At 48.2% G+C, this 20,063-nt stretch carries 22 protein-coding genes; all 22 read left to right on the plus strand.

What is annotated here, in order from left to right:
• Nucleotides 1-54: 54 nt before the first annotated feature.
• The 22 genes from fliR (at nucleotide 55) to AB4Z33_RS25175 (ending at nucleotide 20,050) form a co-directional block, all read left to right on the plus strand.
• Nucleotides 55-678, plus strand: coding sequence for a flagellar biosynthetic protein FliR (fliR, locus tag AB4Z33_RS25070; protein ID WP_442052535.1), 624 nt, complete (start codon nucleotides 55-57; stop codon nucleotides 676-678).
• A 12-nt stretch (nucleotides 679-690) separates the two neighbouring features.
• Entirely contained in the window at nucleotides 691-1,788 is a 1,098-nt protein-coding gene (gene flhB / locus AB4Z33_RS25075) for a flagellar biosynthesis protein FlhB (RefSeq protein WP_442052510.1), read from the plus strand.
• Between the two features lie 22 nt (nucleotides 1,789-1,810).
• The gene (flhA, locus tag AB4Z33_RS25080; protein WP_442052511.1) at nucleotides 1,811-3,841 is read left to right on the plus strand and encodes a flagellar biosynthesis protein FlhA; all 2,031 of its coding nucleotides are present in this window, start codon (nucleotides 1,811-1,813) and stop codon (nucleotides 3,839-3,841) included.
• Nucleotides 3,838-5,064 carry a flagellar biosynthesis protein FlhF gene (gene flhF, locus AB4Z33_RS25085; protein ID WP_442052512.1) on the plus strand — a complete coding sequence of 409 codons (1,227 nt, stop codon included), beginning with the start codon at nucleotides 3,838-3,840 and terminating at the stop codon, nucleotides 5,062-5,064. The genes flhA and flhF overlap by 4 nt, the downstream gene beginning before the upstream one ends.
• Nucleotides 5,057-5,923, plus strand: a complete 867-nt coding sequence (locus AB4Z33_RS25090; protein WP_442052513.1) for a MinD/ParA family protein — start codon at nucleotides 5,057-5,059, stop codon at nucleotides 5,921-5,923. The genes flhF and AB4Z33_RS25090 overlap by 8 nt, the downstream gene beginning before the upstream one ends.
• A gap of 26 nt (nucleotides 5,924-5,949) precedes the next feature.
• Nucleotides 5,950-7,314 carry a protein-glutamate methylesterase/protein-glutamine glutaminase gene (locus AB4Z33_RS25095; protein WP_442052514.1) on the plus strand — a complete coding sequence of 455 codons (1,365 nt, stop codon included), beginning with the start codon at nucleotides 5,950-5,952 and terminating at the stop codon, nucleotides 7,312-7,314.
• A 44-nt stretch (nucleotides 7,315-7,358) separates the two neighbouring features.
• Entirely contained in the window at nucleotides 7,359-9,449 is a 2,091-nt protein-coding gene (locus AB4Z33_RS25100; RefSeq protein ID WP_442052515.1) for a chemotaxis protein CheA, read from the plus strand.
• 12 nt (nucleotides 9,450-9,461) lie between these two features.
• A complete protein-coding gene (locus AB4Z33_RS25105; protein ID WP_337098873.1) occupies nucleotides 9,462-9,923 on the plus strand; it encodes a chemotaxis protein CheW in 462 nt (153 codons plus the stop codon).
• Nucleotides 9,924-9,925: 2 nt separating this feature from the next.
• A complete protein-coding gene (locus AB4Z33_RS25110; protein ID WP_442052516.1) occupies nucleotides 9,926-10,543 on the plus strand; it encodes a chemotaxis protein CheC in 618 nt (205 codons plus the stop codon).
• Nucleotides 10,540-11,034 carry a chemotaxis protein CheD gene (locus tag AB4Z33_RS25115; protein WP_442052517.1) on the plus strand — a complete coding sequence of 165 codons (495 nt, stop codon included), beginning with the start codon at nucleotides 10,540-10,542 and terminating at the stop codon, nucleotides 11,032-11,034. Before AB4Z33_RS25110 ends, AB4Z33_RS25115 begins: the two co-directional genes overlap by 4 nt.
• Nucleotide 11,035: 1 nt before the next feature.
• Nucleotides 11,036-11,482 (plus strand): hypothetical protein, encoded by a 447-nt coding sequence (locus tag AB4Z33_RS25120; protein WP_442052518.1) that lies wholly within the window; start codon nucleotides 11,036-11,038, stop codon nucleotides 11,480-11,482.
• A gap of 4 nt (nucleotides 11,483-11,486) precedes the next feature.
• Nucleotides 11,487-12,272: a FliA/WhiG family RNA polymerase sigma factor gene (locus AB4Z33_RS25125; protein WP_442052519.1), complete on the plus strand. Its 786-nt coding sequence runs from the start codon at nucleotides 11,487-11,489 to the stop codon at nucleotides 12,270-12,272.
• Between the two features lie 15 nt (nucleotides 12,273-12,287).
• A complete protein-coding gene (locus AB4Z33_RS25130) occupies nucleotides 12,288-13,694 on the plus strand; it encodes a DUF342 domain-containing protein (protein ID WP_442052520.1) in 1,407 nt (468 codons plus the stop codon).
• 125 nt (nucleotides 13,695-13,819) lie between these two features.
• Nucleotides 13,820-14,149, plus strand: a complete 330-nt coding sequence (locus AB4Z33_RS25135; protein WP_442052521.1) for a hypothetical protein — start codon at nucleotides 13,820-13,822, stop codon at nucleotides 14,147-14,149.
• A gap of 35 nt (nucleotides 14,150-14,184) precedes the next feature.
• On the plus strand, nucleotides 14,185-14,781 hold the full coding sequence (locus AB4Z33_RS25140; protein ID WP_442052522.1) for a DUF6115 domain-containing protein: 597 nt from the start codon (nucleotides 14,185-14,187) through the stop codon (nucleotides 14,779-14,781).
• The gene (locus AB4Z33_RS25145) at nucleotides 14,774-15,349 is read left to right on the plus strand and encodes a hypothetical protein (RefSeq protein WP_442052523.1); all 576 of its coding nucleotides are present in this window, start codon (nucleotides 14,774-14,776) and stop codon (nucleotides 15,347-15,349) included. The genes AB4Z33_RS25140 and AB4Z33_RS25145 overlap by 8 nt, the downstream gene beginning before the upstream one ends.
• A 172-nt stretch (nucleotides 15,350-15,521) precedes the next feature.
• Nucleotides 15,522-16,220: a 30S ribosomal protein S2 gene (gene rpsB / locus AB4Z33_RS25150; protein WP_442052524.1), complete on the plus strand. Its 699-nt coding sequence runs from the start codon at nucleotides 15,522-15,524 to the stop codon at nucleotides 16,218-16,220.
• A 133-nt stretch (nucleotides 16,221-16,353) separates the two neighbouring features.
• Nucleotides 16,354-17,004 (plus strand): translation elongation factor Ts, encoded by a 651-nt coding sequence (gene tsf, locus AB4Z33_RS25155; RefSeq protein WP_442052525.1) that lies wholly within the window; start codon nucleotides 16,354-16,356, stop codon nucleotides 17,002-17,004.
• 108 nt (nucleotides 17,005-17,112) lie between these two features.
• A complete protein-coding gene (gene pyrH / locus AB4Z33_RS25160; RefSeq protein WP_442052526.1) occupies nucleotides 17,113-17,841 on the plus strand; it encodes a UMP kinase in 729 nt (242 codons plus the stop codon).
• Nucleotides 17,841-18,395, plus strand: a complete 555-nt coding sequence (gene frr, locus AB4Z33_RS25165; RefSeq protein ID WP_442052527.1) for a ribosome recycling factor — start codon at nucleotides 17,841-17,843, stop codon at nucleotides 18,393-18,395. The genes pyrH and frr overlap by 1 nt, the downstream gene beginning before the upstream one ends.
• A 62-nt stretch (nucleotides 18,396-18,457) precedes the next feature.
• On the plus strand, nucleotides 18,458-19,222 hold the full coding sequence (locus tag AB4Z33_RS25170) for an isoprenyl transferase (RefSeq protein ID WP_442052528.1): 765 nt from the start codon (nucleotides 18,458-18,460) through the stop codon (nucleotides 19,220-19,222).
• A gap of 27 nt (nucleotides 19,223-19,249) precedes the next feature.
• Complete coding sequence (locus AB4Z33_RS25175) at nucleotides 19,250-20,050, plus strand: phosphatidate cytidylyltransferase (RefSeq protein ID WP_442052529.1); 801 nt, start codon at nucleotides 19,250-19,252, stop codon at nucleotides 20,048-20,050.
• The last annotated feature ends 13 nt before the right edge of the window (nucleotides 20,051-20,063 follow it).

Here is a 20,063-nt window from a genome sequence, read left to right on the forward strand (position 1 = left end):
CTGCGAAGGCTGCCGAAATAGAACATGCTCCATCTATTGGTCACGGACAAGTAGATCAACAGAAACAAAGCAGAATATGTATTAGCCATATTCCGTGAAATATTGCTTGGTGTCTTATTGGGCTTTGTTGTGTATTTGTTCTTTTCGGTCGTCAACACGGCTGGTTCACTAATGGATATGCAGATCGGGTTTGCGATGGCGAACGTCATTGACCCGCACACGGGCACATCTCAGCCGCTGCTTGGCAACTTCAAGTATATGGTGATGATTCTGATCTTCTTGATGATGAATGGCCATCACTACTTGCTTAAAGGCTTAATGGACAGCTACCAATGGATGCCACTGTCGAATGAGCTGTTTGCAAGAATAATGAGCGGCAGCATTTCTGACTTTCTTGTCAGGGTCGTTGGCAATACGTTTTTGCTCGCAATGCAGGTTTCGGCACCACTTGTTACAGCAATGCTGTTGACTGACGCGGGACTTGGCATGCTTGCCAAGACAGCGCCGCAATACAACGTTTTTGTTATCGGCATGCCGCTTAAGTTGATAATCGGTCTGTTCCTACTCGTACTTCTTATGCCAGGGCTTGCTTCCATCTTCGAGAGATTATTCTCGATTATGTTCGAGTCGTTAGAGCAGTTATTCGGCATCGTGCAAGGGCCGCCCGCCGGGCGTTAGGAGGCAGCGTCGATGCGTACATATCGTTTTAAATTAGATTTGCAGCTGTTCAGTCAAGAGAAGACGGAGCAGGCGACACCTAAGAAATTAAGTGAAGCAAGAAAGAAAGGTCAAATTGCTAGATCAAGCGATTTGCCTGGCGCGCTCATTCTGCTCGCTATATTCTCCAGCTTCATGATGCTGGGCGGCTATTATAAGAAACATGTTCTCGGTTTGTTCGGCAATTTGTTCGAGGATTGGCTCACAATGGAACTGACTACCGAGAACGTAATGACGTTACTGCTTGACGTATCGGTCGAGATCTTAATGTTTCTGTTGCCAATTTTCGCTATTGCAATGTTGATTGGCATTATCGGCAATATCATGCAATTCGGTTTCCTGCTTACTGGCGAGCCTTTGAAGATGAAGCTGGAGAAGGTTAATCCTCTCAAAGGCTTCAAGCAAATCTTCTCTATGAGGACGGTCGTAGAAGGACTGAAGAGTATCCTCAAGCTGCTAGTGATCGGCATCTTCGTGTTCATGGCAATAAGGAAAGATTGGGAGCGGATCTTATCGCTCACCACTTTACCAATTGAACAAATATTCAGCTATGTAGCAGGTTTAACGATGAAGATCGGGCTGCAAGTCAGTGCAATGCTGGTTGTGCTTGCATTCGCGGATTACTTCTATCAACGTTATGAGCATGCGAAGAGCTTGAAGATGTCCAAGCAAGATATTAAGGACGAACACAAGAAGACAGAGGGAGATCCGATTATAAAAGGCCGTATCCGCGAGAAGCAGCGCAGAATGGCTTTGCAGCGTATGATGCAGGAAGTTCCGAAGGCCGATGTCGTTATCACGAACCCGACTCACTTTGCGATCGCACTCAAATATGACGCTTCCAATATGGAGGCACCTACTATAATCGCGAAGGGGATGGATCATGTAGCACTCCGTATCAAAGAGATTGCAAAAGAAAACGGAGTCATTACGATGGAAAACAAGCCGCTTGCCAGAGCGCTGTACGAACGGGCGGAGATCGGGGATGTGATCCCGGGTGATCTGTTCCAAGCTGTGGCTGAAGTGTTGGCATATGTATATAAAATGAAAGGCCGAGCAAAGTCATCATAAACTATAGGGAGGAGGCAGCGTCATGAAAGCAAGAGATATAATCATATTACTCGGTATCATTGGGATTGTTCTCATGATGATTATCCCGATCCCGGTGCTGCTGCTAGACTTTCTCCTTATCGTCAATATATCGATAGCGTTGATGATTTTACTTATTGCGATGAATACGCGGGAAGCGCTGGATTTCTCGATCTTCCCCGCCATTTTGCTCGTAACGACCTTGTTCCGATTAGCGCTTAACGTTTCAACGACAAGAAATATTTTGAGTCATGCCCATGCAGGCGAAGTTGTTGAGACATTCGGCAGATGGGTAGGCGGCGGTGAAATAGCAGTTGGTTTTATCGTCTTCCTTATCCTTGTCGTCGTTCAGTTCATCGTTATTACGAAAGGCTCGGAGAGGGTAGCGGAGGTTGCCGCAAGGTTCACTCTCGATGCAATGCCAGGCAAGCAGATGAGTATCGATGCTGACCTCAATGCCGGCTTGATTAATGAGTCGCAAGCCAAAGAGCGCCGTTCCAAGATCGAACGTGAAGCAGATTTCTACGGCGCAATGGAYGGTGCGAGTAAATTCGTAAAAGGTGACGCGATTGCGTCGATCATCATTCTATTAATTAACTTGGTAGGCGGCTTCATTATCGGGATGACGCTTCGTGGCCTCAGCTTTAGTGAAGCATTAGAGACATTCTCGATCCTTACGATAGGCGATGGACTCGTAAGCCAAATCCCGGCACTACTGATTTCGACGGCGGCAGGTCTTATTGTAACAAGAGCAGCTTCCAACGGAAACTTTGCCGAAGATGTCACAAGCCAATTATTCAAATATCCGAAGCTGCTTTACATAGCAGCGGGCACATTGTTTTTACTCGGTTTTACGCCAATCGGAATATTCAGAACATGGCCTTTCGCACTGTTACTAGCGTTTGGGGCATGGAAGATGCAGAAGGTCATCTCAAAGGAGCAAGAACAAGCGGAAATGCTTGTCGAGGAGCAACAGATCGAAGAGGTTCGCAGTCCGGAGAGCGTTATCAGTCTTCTTCAAGTGGATCCTATCGAATTCGAATTCGGTTACGGCTTAATCCCGCTCGCCGACACGCAGCAAGGCGGCGACTTGCTTGATCGTATCATCATGATCCGCAGACAATGCGCGCTTGAGCTCGGACTTGTTGTTCCAGTCATCCGCATTCGAGATAACATTCAGCTTAAGCCGAACGAATATGTCATTAAGATCAAAGGCAATACAGTGGCGCGCGGTGATCTGCTGCTTAACCATTACTTGGCGATGAGCCCAGGCTTTGAAGACGATTCGGTTATCGGCATCGAAACGATGGAGCCGGCATTCGGTCTTCCAGCAATATGGATTGATGAGCAGATGAAGGAACGCGCCGAGCTGTCTGGCTATACGGTCGTGGATCCGCCTTCCGTCGTGGCGACGCATTTGACGGAAATTATTAAGCGCCATGCGCATGAGCTTATTGGACGTCAAGAAGCGAAGCTGCTGATCGAGAATGTGAAGGAAACGTATCCTGCTCTTATTGATGAACTCATTCCTTCGATTCTATCGATAGGCGAAATTCAGAAAGTGCTTGCGAAGCTGCTGCGTGAGAAAGTATCGATTCGCGATCTCGTTACCATATTCGAAGCGCTTGCCGATCATGGCAGCTATACCAAAGATCCGGATGTGCTGACGGAATATGTAAGACAATCGTTGTCCCGCCAAATTACACAGCAGTTCTCGCCGCAAGGCGATACGCTTCGTGTCATTACGGTAGGCCCGCAGCTTGAGAAGAAGATTGCCGAATCGGTGCAACAGACGGAGCAGGGCAGCTATATCGCTCTTGATCCGGTATCAACGCAACAGATCTATCAGAAGCTTGCTGAACATGTGAACAGACAGATTCAAACCGGGCAGCAGCCAGTCGTACTCGCTTCGCCGACGATACGGATGTACTTAAGACAAATTGTCGAGCGGACGATGCAGGATGTACCCGTGCTTTCGTACAGTGAACTGGAGCCGAACGTTGAAGTTCAAAGTATCGGGGTGGTGAACTTATGAGAGTAAAACGTTATATCGTTGACGCGTTGCCGGAAGCCGTATCCATTATCAGGTCGGAGCTAGGCAAAGACGCAGTCATATTGAATTCGAAGGAAATAAAGATTGGCGGCTTCCTGGGAATGTTCCGCAAAAAAAAGGTTGAAGTGATAGCAGCGGTAGAATCGACGCCTGCGAATGCTGTACCGCAGCGGCAGGCACCACCCGAGGTGAATGCTGCAGCGATGCAGATTTTGCAAAACATGCAGCGTTCATCTGCCGCAGTTCAAGAAGCTGAAGCGCCTATTCTGCCCCCTGTATTAGCACCGCCTGCACCGGAATCGAAAGAAAGCATGCGGGCGGAACGGGAGCAGTTCATCATCGATGAGATTAGAGACTTACGGCAATATATGGTTCAGCTCTCTAAGCATCAAAGCGAAAGAGCATTTTATTCTGAGCAAATGCTGGAGCTTAAGGAGAGACTGATCGATCAGGAATTGTCAGACGAATGGATTGACCGCCTGCTGCAAGCTATTGCGGATAAGCAGAATGAGCAGCAAACCGAATTAGACAAGAAGCAGCTGTGGATTGAGGCAGCCAAATTGTTGGAAGAATGGATGCGCCCATTTGTTGGACAAGCAATCGATCCAGACGCAAGAGTCATCCATTTTGTTGGGCCTACAGGTGTAGGCAAGACGACCACCATTGCTAAGCTTGCCGCCGAGCAGTCGATTAAGTTCAGCCGCAAGGTTGGTTTCATTACTTCGGATACGTACCGTATAGCAGCGGTAGATCAACTCCGCACGTATGCGAATATTTTGAACATTCCGCTTGAAGTCGTCGTGTCTCAGCCTGACTTAACGAAAGCGTATAAGCAGCTAGACGATCGTGAACTCATCTATATGGATACGGCGGGACGTAATTTCCGGAGCGAGCTTCATGTATCCGAGGTGTTTAGCCTGTTGCAAACGAAGGAGCCGAGCGAGACGATTCTTGTCCTTAGCTTAACGGCCAAGACGAAGGATATGGCGGCCGTTGCTGAGCAATTTGCGAAGTATGGCGTACGGAAGGTATTGTTCACGAAACTGGACGAGACATCAGTTTTTGGAACGATCTTCAATCTAATTATGAAATACGAGCTGCTCCCTACATACTTGGCTGCTGGCCAGACGGTGCCGGACGATATAGAAAGGTTCCGGATACAGTCCTATATTCAGCTTTTACTGGGGGATTCATCCCATGAATGACCAAGCAGAAGCGCTGCGAAATTTAATTAAGCAGAGAGAACGAATAGAAGAAGGTCGCCAAACCCGCATCATTACCGTGACAAGCGGCAAAGGCGGCGTTGGGAAATCGAACTTCAGCCTTAACTTCGCTATCATGCTGAAGCGTTTAGGACAGAAAGTGCTTGTGTTCGATGCCGACATCGGAATGGCTAATATCGACGTTCTGATGGGGGTTTCGTCACGTTATAGTCTTTATCACTTACTTAAGCAAGAGAAAACGATTTGGGATATTATACAGCTTGGTCCGGAAGGGCTGCACTTTATTGCTGGAGGTTCGGGTTTTAGCGATCTTCTGAACTTGACCAAGGAGCAGCTTGACGGCTTCGCTGAGCAGATCGATAAGCTGCATGGGCAATATGACATTATATTGTTCGATACAGGTGCGGGATTATCGAAGGAAACGGTAAAGTTTATTGCCGCTTCGCAAGAAACGATCGTAGTGACGACACCTGAACCTACCTCCATCACGGATGCTTACGCACTTATCAAGATGGTAATAGGGATGGATATTCACATCCCATTCAAGCTGATTGTCAATCGAGCAACGGATTATCGCGAAGGTCGTCAGACGGCCGACAAGATCAATCTCGTATCGAGTCAGTTTTTGCACATGGAGATTCCTTCACTTGGCATCGTACCCGATGATTCGAACGTTTCCAAGGCTGTAAAACGACAAATTCCTTTCACTGTCGCATACCCGAGCTCGGAGGCTTCCTCAGCAATTGAACGAATTGCCATGCAATTTCTGGAGATGCCTAAAGCCGTAGAGACGGGAGGCGTCAAAGGGTTTTTACACAAAATGTTCAGACTTTCACGATAATCCTTTGAGATCTAGGGGGAACGCAGATGGCTCCTTATCGCATTCTAGTAGTAGATGACTCCGCCTTCATGCGGAAAATTATAAGCGATCTGATACTCCAAGATTCGCAATTCACGATTGTTGCCACTGCCGATAACGGCGAGGAGGCCATAGAAGCTGTTACACAATGGAAGCCGGACGCTGTAACGCTGGATTTGGAAATGCCGCTTATGAACGGGCTCGAAGCGCTGCAGCACATTATGAAGGATCATTCAATTCCGATCATTATGTTATCCGGCATTAGCGAAGATAACACAAGAGATACGATCAAAGCGCTGCAATACGGTGCATTYGACTTTATTCGGAAGCCGTCAAGCAGCATTTCCCACGATATTCATCAGGTTGGCGAGCAATTACTGGAGAAACTGAAAATTGCCGTCTTGACGAAGCGTCATCAACCGGTCATCCAGATCCAAGAAGTCGAAGCGAGCAAAGTCGACGCAGCCATTATACCGTTACTTAAACCTGTATCTGAACCTCAAAAATATGAGGATACGACGCCAAAGCCTGCTGCTCCTATCTTTAGTGAACGTAAGAAGCCTTTGCTTCAGCCGTCCAAGGACAAGCCGCTGCCGGCAAGGTCGACCACCCCTTTACATAAACCGCTTAATGATGCCGCGCCAAGTAAACCATTGCCGGCACTGAAAGCAAAACCTGCACTTTCGCAGCCAAGCAGTCTTCCTAAGGAGACGGTTGCGAAGGCGAAACCTGCACAATCGAGAGTGATTCAGCCACCGAATAATGTCGTTAAGCCATTATCGGGAACGGCTTCGAATTTCCGCCATATCGTAGCAATTGGCACATCGACTGGAGGACCAAGAGCGCTTCATGAAGTGATATGCTCGCTGCCAGCGAATTTCCCATCCCCTGTACTTGTTGTTCAGCATATGCCTCCGAAGTTCACGAAGTCGCTCGCACAGCGGTTAGACAGCTTTAGTCCGCTGCAGGTTGTAGAAGCGACCAATGGAGAAAAGGTAACGGCCGGTGTCGTATATATCGCGCCAGGCGGCTATCATATGTTGCTGGACAAGGACACTGACGGATATCGGATCAAGTTGACAGAACAGCCAGTGCGAAATGGTCATCGTCCATCTGTTGATGTGTTGTTCGAATCATTAATCGATCATCAGGAGTTGAAGCGGCATGCGGTTATTATGACCGGCATGGGAAGCGACGGCGCCAAAGGAATGATGCAGCTCGCTCAAAGCGGCGCAGTATCAACGATTGCTGAATCCGAGGAAACTTGCGTCGTTTACGGTATGCCAAGATGTGCGATTGAAGGCGGGTACGCTCGAACTGTATTGCCGTTGCAACACATTGCGTCCGAGTTAGTGAATGCAGTGTTGAAATAAATGTTAGTGACTACCATAAGTACTTACAGGAGGTGTTTCTCGAAATGGATATGAATGCATACTTGTCCATGTTTATCGATGAATCGAACGATCACTTGCAAGCATTGAACGAAAACCTGCTCAAGCTTGAAGGCGAGCCCGGGGAGCTAAGCATCGTTCAAGCCATCTTCCGTTCCGCTCATACGCTTAAAGGGATGTCGGCAACGATGGGCTTCGAGGATCTGGCAGCTCTAACGCATGAGATGGAAAATGTACTGGATCTCGTTCGTAATAGCAAGCTTAAGATGGATAGCTTTATATTTGATACATTGTTTAAAGGGCTTGACGCATTGGAAGCGATGGTACAGGATATCGTTGGCGGAGGAACGGGCAAAGCGGACGTAACGGCGATCGTTGCTTCTCTTCAAGTCATTCTCAAAAGCGATTATAAATCGGGAGCTGCTTCGGCTCAGCCTGTTGCAACTGAGGCTGCTAAGCCGTCTGCGGGAACCGCTGGAGCCATGCTGCTCGATGAATTCCAATCATCGGTACTGCTGCAATCGATCGAAAGCGGTCAGAATGTGTATCACATTCAAGTATCGGTCCGCGATAATTGCGTCTTGAAAGCGGCGCGTGCCTACATGGTATTCGACTTGCTTGAGCGCAGCGGCGAGATCGTGAAGTCAGAACCGTCCGTTCAGGATATTGAGCAAGAAAAGTTCGATCTATCGTTCTCTGTATTTACAATATCGCCGCTAGAGGGCGCAGATCTACAGAAACAAATTTCCGATATTTCAGAAATCGAATCGGCAGTCGTTACGCTGCTTGATCAGGAATCGCTGGCTATGCTTAGCCAATCACCAGCGGCGCCTGCGATCGATAGTGCTGCCCAAGGGAACGAAACTGCAGCAGCACCTGTTATTGAAGCCCAAAGCCAAACGGCGGCGGCAACTGCTGCTGCGCCAGCTGCTCAATCGAGTGCATCTTCGGCTCCAGCGCCAGCCGTTTCGCGTACGATTCGCGTCGATATTGAACGTTTGGACACGCTTATGAATTTGTTCAGCGAACTGTTGATCGATCGTGTAAGGCTGGAGCAGCTGTCCAGTGAGATTAAACGCAATGATTTGACCGAGACGGTTGAGCACATGGCCCGTGTCAGCTCTGACTTGCAAAACATCGTTCTAAAGCTTCGCATGGTTCCAGTGGAATCGGTATTCAACCGCTTCCCGCGGATGATCAGGGATTTGGCTAAGTCGTTGGACAAGAAGATCGATCTCGTCATTTCCGGTGCTGAAACCGAACTTGACCGCACGGTCATCGATGAGATCGGCGATCCGCTTGTTCACTTGCTTCGCAACTCGGTGGATCATGGAATTGAGACGGTTGAAGAGCGTATAGCCGCTGGCAAATCGGAGACAGGTACGATCAATCTCCGTGCTTACCATAGCGGTAACCATGTATTTATTGAAGTGGAAGAAGACGGCCGAGGCATCCATAAGGATAAAGTGCTGAAGACCGCAATCAAGAATGGCGTCGTTACTGAGGAAGAAGCGAAGAAGCTGACGAACGATGAAATTAATATGCTCATCTTCGCTGCTGGATTTAGTACGGCCGACAAAATATCCGATATTTCCGGCCGCGGTGTTGGTCTTGACGTCGTAAGATCAAAGATCACATCACTCGGCGGCAACGTAACGGTAGATTCCGCGCCAGGCAGAGGAACGAAATTCTCTGTTCAGCTTCCGCTTACTTTGTCTATTATATCTGCAATGCTTGTTAAGCTAGGAAGCGAGAAGTATGCGATTCCTCTAACGTCCATCGTTGAGACGGGCATTATTCGCAAAGAGCAAGTGCTTCATGTACATGGCAATCGGATGATTGAATTCCGTAATACAATTATTCCTGTCGTTTCGCTTAGCAAAGTTTTGGATTCGCCTGATTATAACGAGGATACGGAAGACGAAACAGAAATTGTAGTCGTTCGCAAAGGCRAGAAGTGGGCTGCCGTTACGGTAGACGAGTTCATCGGCCAAAGTGAAATCGTACTTAAGACGCTTGGCAAGTATTTGGCCAACATTGAAGCGATCTCCGGAGCAACGATTCTTGGCGACGGCTATGTGGCACTTATCATTGATCCGAATGCACTCATTAAATAGGGAGGGTTTACAATGGGAGAAGAAGTAAAGGTTATCGTGTTCGCGCTAGGCAACGAGGAGTACGGAATTGAAGTAGATAAGGTTCGCACGATTGAAAGATTGTCTCCAATTACTCGTGTCCCGAAAACAGCGGCATTCATTAAAGGAGTTATTAATCTTCGCGGAATAGTCGTTCCCATTATTGATCTTCGCGGCCGCTTTAATCTATCCGAGACGCAGCCAACTGAAAATTCGCGGATAATCGTCGTAGCGGTAGGCGAGATTGAAGTAGGCTTTATCGTAGATGCAGCTAACGATGTCATTGATATCGATACGGATTCTATTGATTTGCCGCCAGAGATTGTTGGCGGCATAAAAGCGAAATATTTGCGCGGCATTGCGAAGCTCGGAGAAGGCCGGCTTCTTATTATGCTCAATCTATCGGAAGTACTTAACAAAAACGAGATTGTCCAGCTAGCGCAAGTAGAGGCGTAGAAGTGAGTATATTTAGTCGTTTCGAAGCCTTCGAGCTAGATGTACTGAAAGAAGTAGGTAATATCGGGGCGGGCAATGCAGCGACCGCATTGTCCCGTCTTCTGGACAAGCCGGTTGATATGGCTGTTCCCAAAGTAAGTTTGCTTCCTTTCGAAGAAGTTGCCGATCGAGTTGGCGGCTCGGAACAAATTGTGTTCGCTGTTTTCCTTCGCGTAGAAGGGGACGCCCCGGGCAATATGTTCTTTATCATCGAGGAAGCATCGGCTGAACGCTTGTTAAGACAATTATTGTCGATACGAGAGGAAGGCCAAGAAGGTTATTCAGAGATGGAGCTTTCCGCATTATGCGAGATTGGCAATATACTCGCCGGATCGTACTTATCATCGCTGGCCGATTTTACTCATCTGACGATGGCGCCGTCTGTTCCACAGATTGCGCTTGATATGGCGGGAGCTATTCTTAGTTATGGACTTGTCCAATATGGCGAGATGGGCGACTCTGCAATGCTGATCGAAACGACTTTCTTAGAAGATCGTGAGGCGCTAGAGGGGCACTTCTTCCTAATCCCGGATCCAGAATCGTTCGACAAAATATTCAGGGCCCTGGGAGTCGTTCAATGATACAGCAAAATGTGATCAAGGTAGGCATGGCAGATCTGAATATCGCAATGGACGGGGCATTCCTTAAGACAACAGGACTTGGTTCCTGTGTGGGTCTTACGTTGTTTGACCCGATTCGCAAAATAGCCGGTATGGCGCATGTCATGCTGCCTTCATCAGATATTGCCCGCGAAACTACAATTAATTTGGCAAAATATTCGGATACGGCAATTCCTGAATTGCTGGATCGAATGCTTGCGCAAGGCGCGCGAATAGAGCGTATGAAAGCGAAGATGGCTGGAGGCGCACAAATGTTTGCGATGTCTGGACATAGCGATACGATGAGAATCGGACCGCGTAACGTAGAATCGTGCACAGCAATGCTTCACCGATTCAAGATTCCGATCCTTTCACAAGATACCGGAGGCAGTGTCGGTCGCACGATTGAAATAGACAGCAACAGCGGCATACTTTCGATACGAAGTGTGCAGTTTGGAATAAAGGAGATTTGACATGCTAGGAACATGGCGATGGAATGTTGGATTAGGATTCGTCGGCACGGTACTGACGGTAGCTTTCTCACTCGGAGCGAATCCGCCTGGCGTAGTACTGCTTCGAAGCGCGTATGCTTTCATCGCTTTCTTTGTTCTTGCGTATGCGGTACGAGCAGTGTTTGCCATCATCCTTAAACCTCCGGCGCTAATTGGAGAACCATCCGAAAGCGCGGAAGCTGCCGGCAGCCTAACAGGAGGGCAGCTCGATCTTCAGACGCCGAACGAAAGTGACGATTTGAATGAGCTGCTCAAGAAACAGATGCGAGAAGACAATTCTACTGTTGGAGCCCAAAAGCAGGAGGCAATTAGCGCGTTTCAACCGCTTAATCCTCCTCAATTGCTTTCTACAAAAAATTCACAGCCTGAGGAATTGGCTAAGGCCATTCGTCACCTGWCAGGAGAGTGAATCGATGGCCGAGCCAAAAACCGCTCATCTGACAAACATCCAGATGTGGCAAGCGTGGAGAGAACGTGGTGAAGTCGAAGCTAAGAAGCAATTGATCGAACAATATCTGCCGCTTGTTGATTACGTTACGAATCGTATGGCAATCGGGCTGCCCAAAAACGTAATTAAGGATGATCTCGCTAGCAATGGCGTTATGGGGTTAATCGATGCAATCGAGAAGTTTGATTATTGCAGGGGATTGCAATTCGAGACTTATGCTTCATGGCGTATACGCGGGGCAATTATCGATGGATTGCGGCAAGGCGATTGGGTGCCTCGTTCGGTGCGTGAGAAAGCGAAGCGAGTGGAGGAAGCCTATCAGCATCTCGAGCAGCAGTATTTGCGTTCCGTAACAGATGCCGAGATTAGCTCCTATTTGCAAATATCGGAGAAAGAATTTGCCGGCATGCTTCAAGACATTGCAGTGACGACGGTATGCTCCTTGGAAGATCCTATTCGTGAAGAGGAATCGGAGACACGTATGTCATTGCTGGTGGACGACAAAGCGAAAAATCCCGATCACAAGGTTCATGAGTTTTATATGAAGGAATCGTTAGTGAAGGGGATCGAAAGATTGACCGAAAAGGAACGTACGGTAGTATCCTTGTTCTACTACGAGGAATTGTCTTTGAGCGAAATAGCTGAAGTGATGTCATTATCGCCTTCGAGAATTTCCCAGCTCCATTCCAAAGCGATTTTACGGTTGCGCGGAGCGCTGGCTAAACATAAGGATCAACTCTTGCAGCATTAGAAAGGAGGAGATAAGGTGGATGATCAACAATTAGACAGCTTTCTGCGCGTCCAGACTTCAGCGGACAAGATGTCGGCCTTCTTAACCTTTAGCCGTATAACGGATGAATTCGAGTGTACAGCTGAGCAGTTGGAGCGTTTTGTACGGAGCAAAGGAATTGTTCAAGGGCTTCAGACAGAGATGCTAAATTACATAAGCAGCAACCCGCTTGCCTACTGCAAGGAACAAACCATCATTGCAAAGGGCAGATCAGCGCAACCCGGCAAAGATGGATACATTAACCTTATCTATGAACTTGAACAGCGGGATAAACGTCCGTCCGAGAATGAAGACGGCAAGATTGACTTCAAGGACGTTAATAAGCTGAAGAACGTTACGCGCGGGCAACTGATCGCTGAACGAATTGATCCGCAGCCAGGGCCATCCGGAGTAACGGTTAACGGAGAAGTGATTCCTTCCAAGCTGGGCAAGCAGGTACGTTTCAAAGTAGGCAAAAACGTTGTGCTTAATCCGGAACAAACGGCTATGTATGCAGCAATTGACGGTCTGATCACGATGACGGATAAGGAAAAGATTAACGTCTTTCCGATCTATGAAGTGAATGGCGACGTTGACTATCGTGTCGGTAACATTGATTTTGTCGGAACGGTCGTCATTCGCGGCAACGTACTTAACGGCTTCCGTATTAAAGCAGCCGGCGATATTCGCGTTATAGGCGGCGTAGAAGGCGCTGAGCTTGATTCAGAAGGCTCTATCGAGATTACAGGGGGTATTCTCGGTGGAAATAAGGGGCATGTGAAGGCTGGGCGCAACGTGCGAAGTTCCTTTATTCAAGAAGCGAATGTCATTGCCGGTGAAGATATTCTCGTCTCCCAAAGCATTATGCATTCAAGCATAAGAGCGGGCAAAAGCATCGTTTGCTCAGGAGCAAAAGGATTAATCGTTGGCGGCATCGTTCAAGCAGGCGACTTGGTGCGTGCCCGCACCGTCGGAAACACGATGTCTACAGCAACAGCGATCGAGGTTGGCGTGAAACCAGAGTTCCGTTATGAACTGCAGGAGCTAAGGACGAGGTTGAAGCAATCTGCGGAAAGCTTGGACAAAACGGATAAAGCGCTTACGATTCTCGATCAGCTGGCCGCAGCTGGACAACTCTCCGAGGAGAAGATGGCTTTGCGGGTTAAGCTTAGCGTGACGAAGCGTCAGACTAAGGTAGAGGTAGAAGAGACGAGAATGCGCATTCTCGAGATTGAACGTTCGCTGGAAGATACGGATCGGGCCACGATTGAGATCGTACATACGATCTACGGCGGAACGAAGGTCGTCATCGGACGTTATACCAAATTCGTTAAAGACGCAGCGCAGCGAGTATCTTTCCGTTATCAGGACGGGGATATTTCTATGAATCCATTAATCTCGTAATAACATTAGAAGTCCAAGTCCTTGGAGTATAAGCGAACTTAAGCATTTGACTGCGGCAAGAAACAGAGATAGACCGCACTGCTCGGCTTCTGCTCGGCCGACTACCTTATAAGGGGGAGTCTTCTATGACCTTCAAACCACTTGATATGCAAATGTCTGTGCCGCGTACGCAAGAGTATAGTGGACTGCAAGGACAAGCTGCTCATAAGCCCTTAGCTGACCAGTCAGCATTAGCGGGTCAAGCGTCCAAGGAAACCGAACAGCTGCGGTCAAAAAATACCGGAGTTGAGCAAGCGACCGGTCAGAAGGTGCGCAGCGATCAAGATCAGAGTAAAGAATCCGGAGGTCAACGTTCATCTGCTTCCAAGCGCACAGCTGGCGAACAGGCGGACGATCAGACGGAAGCGAAGCCTGCCCATCCATTCAAGGGGCATAATCTTGACATTAAATTATAGAAGAGCAAGTCATCAGGAGAAAGGCGGTAAGTGAGGTGGAATCGTACTGGCAATATATTGTGTTAGTTGGAGCGGTTGTCATCGTGCTGGCTTTTATGCTGCCTAGACAGAAGCGGCAAGCAGAGCAGCCATCACAAAGTATTCAAAATATGGAGACGGCGCTCGAGCAGTTTATGGAGAATATGGAGAAGGACAATCAGGAGCTTGTCTCGCTTGTCGCGAAATCGCAGCAGGAAGCGAAGATGGACGCAGAGCGCAAAGATATGCGAATAGCAGAGCTAGAGCGCAAGAGCTCTACACTTGAGCAACAGCTGCTTCTAGCGACGCAACAAGCTGCGAGTATAGTGAACCAAGGGACAAGGCTGTATCCATTAACGAAGGAATCCGTGCAGCAAGAAGTGATTCAATCTGCTCCAATAATGAGTCAGTCCAATCTAGAGGAAGAAGTAACGCAGACAGAAGAAGAGCCCATTCAAATGAAAAACTCGATCCAGGCTCGTTACGCGGAGCTGTTCCAATTGTATGAGCAAGGAAAATCGATCGAAGCGATATCGAAGAAGCTTGGCATGAACAAAGGCGAGGTGCAGCTCATTATGCAGCTTGCAAAGCAGGAGGATGCTGCTCATGCTTAAAAACCGGACATTTATGATTGGTCTCGGCGTCGGCATTATTATAGGAGCGCTTCTTTTGGAGCTCATGTACATSGGCGAGAAAAGCGAGGACAAGCTGTCTTTGCTTGGCGTAGATCAAGCAACTGAACAGAAGCTGTATACCCAAGAAGAAGTCGATGCACTGCTGGCAGCACAGAAGGATTCAGCCGAGATAAACGACGAAGTGAATCATAATGCGGATCAAGCAGCAGCGGATGCGCCAGTGAAAGCAAGCGACAAGCCCCTTGAGCCTACTTCTACGCCCGTTCCGGCTAAGCCTGCAGCTGATCAATCTAAAGCTGAGAAGGTGCTGCGGATTGAACATGGAGCGAACTTAAGCAATACAGCTTCATTGCTTGAGAAGAACCATATTATTGACGATAAGACGGGGTTCATCAATCAAATGAAGAAGGACAAAAAACTGGTTCGCGCCGGTTATTTTTTGTTTCACGAGAATATGACGGTTGATGAAGCCATCGAAACCGTTACGAGCAAGCCGATTACGAAAGCAGAAGCGGACGTGTTCAATAGCTCCAAGGCAGCGAACTGATTTTATTCTATAAACCATTGTTGCAGACGTCTGTCATATATGATATATTAATTGACGGTGTTAAAAACGCACGCCGGTCAATTTTGCCAATGGTGCTTTCGCTCGGCGAAAGTGTTGGCAAGAGATGCGAGTGGCGGAGGAGCACACAAAACCAATACAGGAGGTGTTGAATATGGCGGTTATTTCCATGAAACAGCTTCTCGAAGCTGGGGTACACTTCGGTCATCAGACTCGTCGTTGGAATCCTAAGATGGATCGTTATATCTTCACAGAAAGAAACGGAATTTACATCATCGACTTGCAAAAAACAGTTAAGAAGGTTGACGAAGCGTATAACTTCGTTAAATCCATTGCTGCAGAGGGCGGCACTATGCTGTTCGTCGGCACAAAGAAACAAGCTCAAGACTCGGTTAAAGAAGAAGCAGAACGTTGCGGCAACTTCTACATCAACCAACGTTGGTTGGGTGGCACGCTTACGAACTTCTCGACAATTCAAAAGCGTATCGACCGTTTGAAACAACTTGAGAAATGGGAAGAGGACGGCACTTTCGAAGTTCTTCCTAAGAAAGAAGTTATCATTCTTCGCAAAGAAAAAGACCGTTTGGAGAAATTCCTTGGCGGCATCAAAGGCATGAAAGGTTTGCCAAGCGCGCTGTTCATCATCGATCCGCGCAAAGAGCGTATTGCTGTAGCAGAAGCTCGTAAACTTGGTATCCCAATCGTTGGTATCGTTGATACGAACTGTGACCCAGACGAAATCGACTATGTCATTCCTGGTAACGACGATGCAATTCGTGCCGTTAAGTTGTTGACTTCGAAGATGGCTGACGCAATCGTAGAAGCTAACCAAGGCGAGCAAACAACGGCTTAAATAGCAGTTCATGCAGGTCAACAAAGGGTGGTCAGATGGTGAAAAACCTCTCACTGCCCTTTTTTTGAACGAAAATCATTTTTTCAAAATAAGGTAGAATAACAGCTTCGCACAACATTTAGGAGGGTTTAACATGGCAGTTAGCGCTAGCGCGGTAAAAGAACTACGTGAAAGAACGGGAGCAGGAATGCTCGATTGTAAAAAAGCTTTGGACGAAACAAACAACGACATCGAAAAAGCGATCGCTTTGCTTCGTGAAAAAGGTTTGTCGGCTGCAGCTAACAAAGCTGGCCGTATCGCTACAGAAGGCGTAGTAGAATCGTACATCCACGCTGGCGGTCGTATCGGCGTTATCGTTGAAGTAAACTGCGAAACGGACTTCGTTGCAAAAACGGATCAATTCCGTGAATTTGCAAGAGACATCGCTATGCAAATCGCAGCTGCTAATCCGAAATTTGTTCGCCGCGAAGAAGTTCCTGGCGATGAGCTTGAGAAAGAGCGCGAAATTTTGAAAGCACAAGCGCTTAACGAAGGCAAGCCTGAGAAAATCGTTGAAAAAATGGTTGAAGGCCGCATCTCGAAATACTATGAAGAATATTGCTTGATGGAGCAATCGTTCATCAAAGATCCAGACAAAACAATCTCGACTTTGCTTAATGAAAAAATTAGCAAAATCGGCGAGAACATCTCGATCCRTCGCTTCGTTCGTTTCGAACTTGGTGAAGGTCTTGAGAAAAAAGTCGACAACTTCGTTGAAGAAGTTATGGCTCAAGCAAAACTTTAATCCGAACGCACAGGCGGGGCGGGGCGTCCGCCCCGCCTGCTTGTTTTCAAAGACACATTTTGTAGAAGCTTGCACACTTATTTGAGCTGTATGATGGAGGTATAAACGTTGGAACATCCTGTGTATAAACGTATCGTTCTTAAGGTCAGCGGTGAATCATTGGCAGGACAGGAAGGCTACGGCATTGAAGCGTCGGTCATCTCTTCCATTGCGAACCAAGTGAAGGAAGTTATTGCACTCGGCGTAGAAGTCGCAATCGTATGCGGCGGCGGCAATATCTGGCGCGGAATCGCCGGTACGGCGAAAGGCATCGATCGCGCGACAGCCGATTATATGGGCATGCTTGCTACTGTAATGAACTCACTGGCGCTTCAAGACGCGCTGGAACAAATTGATGTGCCAACACGAGTGCAGACGTCGATCGCGATGCAGCAAATTGCTGAACCGTACATTAGACGCCGTGCCATTCGTCACTTGGAGAAGGGCAGAGTCGTTATTTTCGCGGCAGGAACAGGCAATCCGTTCTTCTCGACCGATACGACAGCCGCACTTCGCGCTGCTGAGATCGAAGCAGAAGTGATTCTGATGGCGAAGAACAAAGTGGATGGCGTTTACTCGGCCGATCCGTTCAAAGACGATACGGCAGAAAAGTTCGAAGAGCTTACTTACCTTGACATGCTTAACCGCAACTTGGGCGTAATGGATTCTACAGCCGCTTCGCTCTGTATGGACAACAATATTCCGCTTATTGTATTCTCGATAACAGAGAATGGTAATATTAAGCGTGTCGTGCTCGGTGATAAAATCGGGACTATTGTGAAAGGAAGTGTCAAATAATGCCGCTTCAAATTAAGAAAAACGCTGAAGAACGCATGGATAAAGCAATCTCGGCTTTAAAACGCGACCTAGCGTCGCTTCGCGCAGGCAAAGCGAGTCCTGCTTTGTTTGACCGCATTCAAGTTGAATACTACGGGGCAATGACGCCTCTTAACCAGCTCGCTAATATCAATACACCAGATGCGCGCACGCTGCTCATTCAGCCTTGGGACAAATCGTCCGTTGCTGCAATTGAGAAGGCGATCATGAAGTCGGATTTGGGTCTTACGCCTTCTAACGATGGAACTGCGATCCGCATTTCCGTGCCTATGCTTACGGAAGAGCGTCGCGGCGAACTCGTGAAAACGTCGAAAAAGTTCGGTGAAGAAGCGAAGGTGGCTATCCGCAACATTCGCCGCGATGCGAACGATTCCATCAAGAAGCTTGAGAAATCGGACATTTCCGAGGACGAATCACGCGGCCATCAAGAAGATATCCAGAAGGCAACGGACAAGTTCATCGCTGAAGTGGATAAAGTGCTTGTTGCCAAAGAAAAAGAGATTATGGAAGTATAATTATACAATAGGCCCCTCCGACAGGTGGGGTTTGGTTTTGATTCCGGTTGGGAGGAACGAAGATGATCAAGCGACTTTGGGCCCTACTTGGCAAATCGTCCAAAAAGCCGTCTAATCCTAAAGTCTTCGAAAAGGTTCCTGAGCATGTGGCTATTATTATGGACGGCAACGGCCGTTGGGCTAAAACTCGTGGATTGCCGAGGACGGCAGGTCATCATTCCGGGATGAAGGCGGTCAAGCGAATAACGATGGCCGCTGATAAGCTGGGCATTAAATATTTGACGTTATATGCGTTTTCCACGGAAAACTGGACGAGGCCGAAGGATGAGGTCGACTTCTTAATGAAGCTTCCCCAGCAATTTCTTGAGATCGAGCTCGACGAGCTGATTGCCAACAACGTTCAAGTCCGAATGATGGGGCATAAAGAGAACTTGCCTGCCCATACAATAAGCCCGCTTGAGGAAGCGATCGTGAAGACAGCGAACAATACCGGGCTCGTCTTGAACTTTGCTCTTAACTACGGCAGCCGCAAGGAAATGCTGGAGGCGGTCAAGGATATTGCTTCGGATGTGTCGCGAGGCGAGGTCGACATCAATGAAATTGATGAGAAGCTGATGGCAAGCCGGTTACATACCAGCGGAATGCCTGACCCGGATTTGCTTATTCGAACGAGCGGAGAGCTCCGTCTAAGCAACTTCATGATGTGGCAGCTCGCTTACAGCGAATTATGGTTTACGGATGTGTATTGGCCAGCGTTTACAGAAGAGCATTTTCATGAGGCCTTACAAGAGTATCAGCGCCGTGTGCGCCGATACGGCGGTTTGTAGCTTCAAGTATCGGAGTGTGACGTTTCGTTGAGACAACGGATTATTACAGGGGTGCTGGCTGGCGCGCTTTTAGTTGCTCTGACAATTGTCGGTGGCTGGCTATTTACCGCTTTGCTCGTACTGCTCGCCATTATAGGGTTTACGGAGTATGCAAGAATGAACGGCGTCAAATGGTCGCATCCGTCCGCACTGCTTGGGTATGCGGGCGTATTGCTGTTTGTGCTTCCTTGGTCGGATTGGAACGTTGATGTGCCTTCCGAAATGACAATCGTGTGGATGCTGGCCTTTCTATTGCTTGCCGTGACTGTCATTACCAAAAACAAAACGACAATTGATGGCGCCGCGCTTATGTTGCTAGGCGCTTTATATGTAGGTTACGGCTTTGCGGCCATGATCGAAGTACGAGGCATCGTTCCGAACGGCCTGTTCTGGACTTTCCTGTCCTTCTCCTGTACGATTGCGTCGGATACTGGCGCTTATTTCTGCGGACGAGCCTTCGGAAGAACGAAGCTATGGCCGTCGATCAGCCCGAATAAGACAATCGAAGGTGCGTTAGGCGGTGTCGTGCTGTCTTTGATCGTTGCAGTGATCTTCTCCCTATTCGCACCCGATACGGTTAGTCTTGGTCTGCCAAAAGCACTTCTCATCGGTTTGCTGGCCGCAGTTGCTGGGCAATTCGGAGATTTGATCCAATCTGCCTACAAGCGAGTGCGTGATATTAAGGATACGGGAACACTGCTTCCCGGCCACGGCGGCGTACTCGACCGTTTCGACAGCTGGCTGATCGTATTTCCGCTGCTGCTCCTAACCGGCCTGTTGCCGTCTTAAGTTTGGAGGATAT

Origin of the sequence: Paenibacillus sp. 2TAB19, from assembly GCF_052115185.1 — a bacterium.
In the GTDB taxonomy this organism is placed as follows: Bacteria; Bacillota; Bacilli; order Paenibacillales; family Paenibacillaceae; genus Pristimantibacillus.

Coding starts and splice junctions, on each gene's coding strand:
- flhB (WP_442052510.1), top strand. CDS start 691: ATGCGTACATATCGTTTTAAATTAGATTTGCAGCTGTTCAGTCAAGAG.
- flhF (WP_442052512.1), top strand. CDS start 3,838: ATGAGAGTAAAACGTTATATCGTTGACGCGTTGCCGGAAGCCGTATCC.
- AB4Z33_RS25090 (WP_442052513.1), top strand. CDS start 5,057: ATGAATGACCAAGCAGAAGCGCTGCGAAATTTAATTAAGCAGAGAGAA.
- AB4Z33_RS25105 (WP_337098873.1), top strand. CDS start 9,462: ATGGGAGAAGAAGTAAAGGTTATCGTGTTCGCGCTAGGCAACGAGGAG.
- AB4Z33_RS25115 (WP_442052517.1), top strand. CDS start 10,540: ATGATACAGCAAAATGTGATCAAGGTAGGCATGGCAGATCTGAATATC.
- AB4Z33_RS25125 (WP_442052519.1), top strand. CDS start 11,487: ATGGCCGAGCCAAAAACCGCTCATCTGACAAACATCCAGATGTGGCAA.
- AB4Z33_RS25135 (WP_442052521.1), top strand. CDS start 13,820: ATGACCTTCAAACCACTTGATATGCAAATGTCTGTGCCGCGTACGCAA.
- rpsB (WP_442052524.1), top strand. CDS start 15,522: ATGGCGGTTATTTCCATGAAACAGCTTCTCGAAGCTGGGGTACACTTC.
- frr (WP_442052527.1), top strand. CDS start 17,841: ATGCCGCTTCAAATTAAGAAAAACGCTGAAGAACGCATGGATAAAGCA.
- AB4Z33_RS25170 (WP_442052528.1), top strand. CDS start 18,458: ATGATCAAGCGACTTTGGGCCCTACTTGGCAAATCGTCCAAAAAGCCG.